The sequence below is a fragment of the Endozoicomonas sp. ONNA1 genome (assembly GCF_024606325.1).
In the GTDB taxonomy this organism is placed as follows: domain Bacteria; phylum Pseudomonadota; class Gammaproteobacteria; order Pseudomonadales; family Endozoicomonadaceae; genus Endozoicomonas_A.
The window spans coordinates 1-4,930 of the sequence record NZ_JAHHPN010000383.1; the positions used below are offsets into that span (position 1 = coordinate 1).

Here is a 4,930-nt window from a genome sequence, read left to right on the forward strand (position 1 = left end):
TGTATGGCTGGACACGAAACGAGAATTATCTTCAGTTTCGTGAACGACGTGATCGAACCATGAAGATGTTTGAGAATGGCTGGGAGAAATATTTCAAGGACAATGTGCCTAAATGGTCATTCTCCCATGCAGAAAGCACTCCGTACTCCTACACTCCGGGTGCCTTCTATGATTGGCAACAGGGCGATGATCAGAATGTTCATGGTCATTAAAAGAAATACCCCACAATCAAGATTTCTACCTGCAGCCATGACCCGCTGACAGCCGCGAGCGATTGGAAACCCTCTTCCTCACCCGATGTGGCCATCGCTTTTCGCGGTAATAGAAGTACCCGGCTCTGAGGTAGTAAAATGACATATACTCGCCCCAATGCATTAAGCATTGCAGTGACCATTGCCATTAGCTCTTCCATTATTACTACACAGGCACTGGCCGCGCGAAGGCTACAGACACATTCTGTTGATTTTTCGGGCAGTGGACAAGCGATTATTACCCAGAATGAGGTTCTGCTTAAGTCAACTTTCGGTGATGCCCGTCAGCCAATACCCAAATCTACCACCACCTACCCTGTTCAGACTCAAGCCAGAGTGGGTAATGATGTTCCTTCCGCAGGCTTCACAGACGTTCTTTCTGGTATTGAGGGTGGTGTTTCCACTGTTAACCTGTTTGAAACAGACGAGCATGACATTGCTGAGAAATACACCAAAGTCCTGAAGGTCGGTGCTGAGGAGGTATTCAGGTTCACGCATTGCCTGAAAGACAAAAAACTGCTCATTGAAGTCAGAAGCGGGATGACCGACCCTGATTCAGTGGCAGCAGTTCGTGCTCAATTAGGTGACGACCTGCAATTAGAACCTTTAACGGGAGTCGCCAGCCCCATACAACTAGTCGGGGTGCTCAAAGGTGCGAATCAAAGAGGAGGAAGCCTTCGTTCAACTGATCACTATGACGTCCTTGCCACTATTAGGGTAAAGGAAGTTGAAGTGAACGGGCGCACCTTCATGCGTCTTATCGCTGCCAGCGATCAGCCTCCTGAACTGCAGCGTCTGGGTCAGTCGCTCTTTGTCAATGATGAGGTGCTTTTCGCAGCGGCCACCTCTGCCTATACCCAGGTCCATATTCTGGGGGAAAATTTACAACAGGAAGCTCTGGATGATCTGTTGTCGTACCAGAAACCCGTCGGATATGTTGTACACGTCGAGGACAACACACAGGTTTATCCAGTTCCTGAGGGTTATCCGAAACTGGAAGTAACTGAGGCTCCGGGAGAGATTATTGTTTTCCACGGTCAGAAACACAATCCGACCGATGTCGCTTTTGTGGAGAGCCTCCAAAGGCACTGGGAAGAATTTGACGCTAATGATAATGACTACACTACAAAGATTAAAAGAAACAAGGTCAAAAGCTACCAATACATCATTCGAAGCAGGCAGATGGCTCTGCTGGAGGAGTTTTCTGCCAAATTGGCTGTACAGCACGATGCTGAACTTAACGTATTTAAACTGTCGACGCTGACATACTATGAATCTCTTCGGCAGGCATTGGCCGTTGCTGCTCAGGATGAAACCGACGAATTTGAATTCTCAACCACAAAACACATCCGGGTCACTTCATCTGTTATTACGCCAATCTGGATGCAGGTTCAACTGGAAAAACACTTCAGCTTCAAACCCGTGCTCAGAGAACTCCTGACTAACCCATATTTTGTTCAGAATGTTCGCAAAGATGTAGAGTCGGTCGCGGAACTGATGCAGAGCTTTGCTTTTGACGAAGGCGCAAAGTTTGCTCACAAAGTCATTGGTGACATGACCACTCAGCTGCATGAGATGGAAATTGAGCTGGATGAGCTACAGGAAAGAGAAGGCAGATTCAGCGGGCTAAGCAAACGGCTACAGCGAGCCATTGGCAGTTATGAGGAAAAACTGAGAGTCCAACCACTCAAGCTGGAAATTGACGATGAGCTTATAAAGCTTCGCAACCTTGAATTGGCCACACAGCTTGGTATGGACGACTGGGATGATACTCTGCCACTGGTAAAACAAGCCGAACTGATCAGTATAAAAATTCATGAAATCAACCTGGCGATTGCCGCAACAGGCCAGTTTGATCATAAAGCTGTAAAAGCAAAACTGGCAGGCATTGAAGGCCAGCTCGGTATTTCCCCGGTCGATGACAACGATCTGGATGCCCGCTTTCAATCGATTCAACAGCAAATACAGCATATTCAACACAAGACAAAACAGGCCGACGAGGAGACCCTGCGCAGACTGACTACTATTGAAGGTCAGCTCGCTCTGAGACCGAACAACGAAGCTGACCTCGAAGCCCGTCACCAGGCCATTCTACAGCACCTTAAGCAAAGGGATGCCCTTTTCTTTCAACTGTATCTTCAACAACAGAGCACCAGAAAAGATGCTGGAAAAGAAGCTGAAATCAAAGCCCGCTATGCAACCATTGCTACACATTTGAAGATTCCGAATTTTGATAGCAACGCAGATATTGAGGTTCAACAAGAAAGCATCCTTGCATCACTTGCCGGAATGAATCTCAGAGAGGAAGTTATGCGTCAAAAACTTTATGAAATGAACAATCAACGCAATAGGGAGGATTCTTACACAAGGATCAGAAAAGTTGCTCTGGCAGCAGTTCTTGGTATTGAGCTGAGTGATGTTGAAACCAGACTGAAAGACCGCGACACCCTGGAATCAACAGTCTATTTCAAGCTTTTTAAACTTAAAGAGCTGGAAGAAGAACTAAAAGACATCGGAACACCAGGTCACCCCAAAGCCAAGCCCGAAGTCGTTGGGAAACTGACTGCTGTGGAAAATTCCCTGAAGATGCATTACGCCAATAGTGAGAACGATGTGTATTACCGTCGTCACACCATTTCTAAAAAAATTCAGGCATATATCACAGCAAGCAGGCAGCGGGTAGAGGGAGATGCGCAGGTGGTACTGAAAACCGTAGAGGAAATACTCGGGATCAATGTCAATGAAGGTGATGACAAAGCAACAAGACTTGACAGGATTCGTACAAAACTCGAAAACAATGATTTATCAGACTCCATGCTGGATGCGATAGTACAAACTTTCTGGAAAGAAGACATTACACATGCGAGCCAACAGAGGGCAACAAAATACGAGAATCTTAAAAGGCATCTTACGTTTTATGTCGAAGATGCGAATGAGCGAGCCATTAGACAACAGATAAAGCTGTTTAAAGAGATAGAGGCCAAACTGCATATCTGCTTCACTGTAAGCAATGCGGCTAAAGAAAGAGGCAGGACTTTCCTTGCTAAACTGGCCAATGATCTGGGGATAATATTAGAAGACGATATTCACCTTTCTGACAACAAGTATGCTATTAGCAACGAAATTTCGGCATTAATGGAAGAAGTAGGCGAAGTCTATGGCGATAAAGATGTCAAAAGAGTCAGAAATAATGAAATTGCTCATCAAATCAACATTGAGAATTATAAAGATGACGCCACTATAGAAGACCAAAACATTCTAATAAACAAAAAACTCCAAAAGCTGTCTGAAGAAGTTTTCAAAGCAGGTGTTGCTGACGTCAATGAGCATATCGCAGCCATTGAAAATGAGCTTGACAGACAAATAGCTCGCCTCGGACCCAAACCCCGATACGTTCTTGATCGTGAGGTAGCGACTGCATGGCGAGCAATAGAAGACGCTGAAAGTGAGCTGGAGACGGCTAATCAAAAACTGGATGCTATCCTTGTCAAACAATATTTATATGCCGGAACCCGTGCTGTCCAGAAAAGTATCTCGGATGAAGGTGACAGAGCTCTCAATCAAGCAATGAAAGAACTTCAGATCAAGTTCGATCTGGCTGCAGGTGACGAGCAACCCCTTCAGGAGCGAGTAAAGGACATTACACATTTCCTGCCAGAACGAGTGGAGGACATCAGACATTCTCCGCAAGGGGACAGTAGAGAAAGTCGAGATAAAATTGTTCAGAAACTGAGAGCCAAAACAGATGCTGTTGTTCAGGAAGCTTACAATGAAAACAATGAAGTATTGTCTGAATTGACTTTAACCAGAGAAAAGCACTCTCAGGTCACAGAATTCCTGCGTGAGCAGGACAGGAAAAGTATGGAAGTGACCCATACACGGCATGAAGAGAAGAATGCACGAGAGAATCCGGATCGCAAGAAACAGGAGATTGAAGATCCCGGTAACATTGATGAGCAGGCTAAAACCGCACATAACAAAGAAATCAAACAGTTACAACCGGGCAGTAGTAATGTTATTAGCAACAAGATCCGGCAACTGATTCATAAAAGTGCCCGTCTGGAAAGTGAAATTGAAGTCAGGAAAGCAGACATTGAGAGAATGAAGGATGTCCTGAAGGCTGCCAGGGAAGCCGTCAAAAATGACGACGGTCCCTTCCAGTACACACCGAGGCAGGCAGAAGTTCGGGCTGCGATGGCCGCCTTCATTCAGCAGCACCCTCTCAAACAACAAGCCCTCGGAGTCGCATTGGGCCTGACAGATGCGGCGAGAGAAAGTGGTAAGGCAACGCCATTGCTTGCGACTTTCGATTTTGACGATGGATTTGCACCGATTCGCTTGCAGGCAATGGTCGGAAACAAACTGACTTTTAAACAGGCCAGTCGAATTGTAGAGGTATTCAAGAGCCTGAAAACGACTTTGCCGGAATCCCGGCTCGAGCCTTTAGCAGATCAACCCCGGAATGCCCTCATAGAACTCGAGACTCTGACGCTCTGGGCAATGTATGAGATGGAAACAGGGGCACAAGAATACGACGACGAAATTCGCGGTTTAGGCAAAGCGGCCATCAGCTTCGTTGAACATGAACCAGAGAACCTGAAAAGCTTCTCGGAATATTTTGCTACCCATTCTGCCAGTGGTAACAGGATCATCGCTCTGCTGCGTGAAGGTCTGATCAG

At 46.2% G+C, this 4,930-nt stretch carries 2 protein-coding genes; both read left to right on the forward strand.

Annotation, left to right across the window (positions count from 1 at the left end; genetic code table 11):
- A partial coding sequence (locus KDK19_RS08810; RefSeq protein ID WP_257291760.1) for a hypothetical protein occupies nucleotides 1-212 on the forward strand: 212 nt, incomplete at its 5' end.
- A 138-nt stretch (nucleotides 213-350) separates the two neighbouring features.
- On the forward strand, nucleotides 351-4,930 hold a 4,580-nt coding region (locus tag KDK19_RS08815; RefSeq protein ID WP_257291761.1), incomplete at its 3' end, for a hypothetical protein.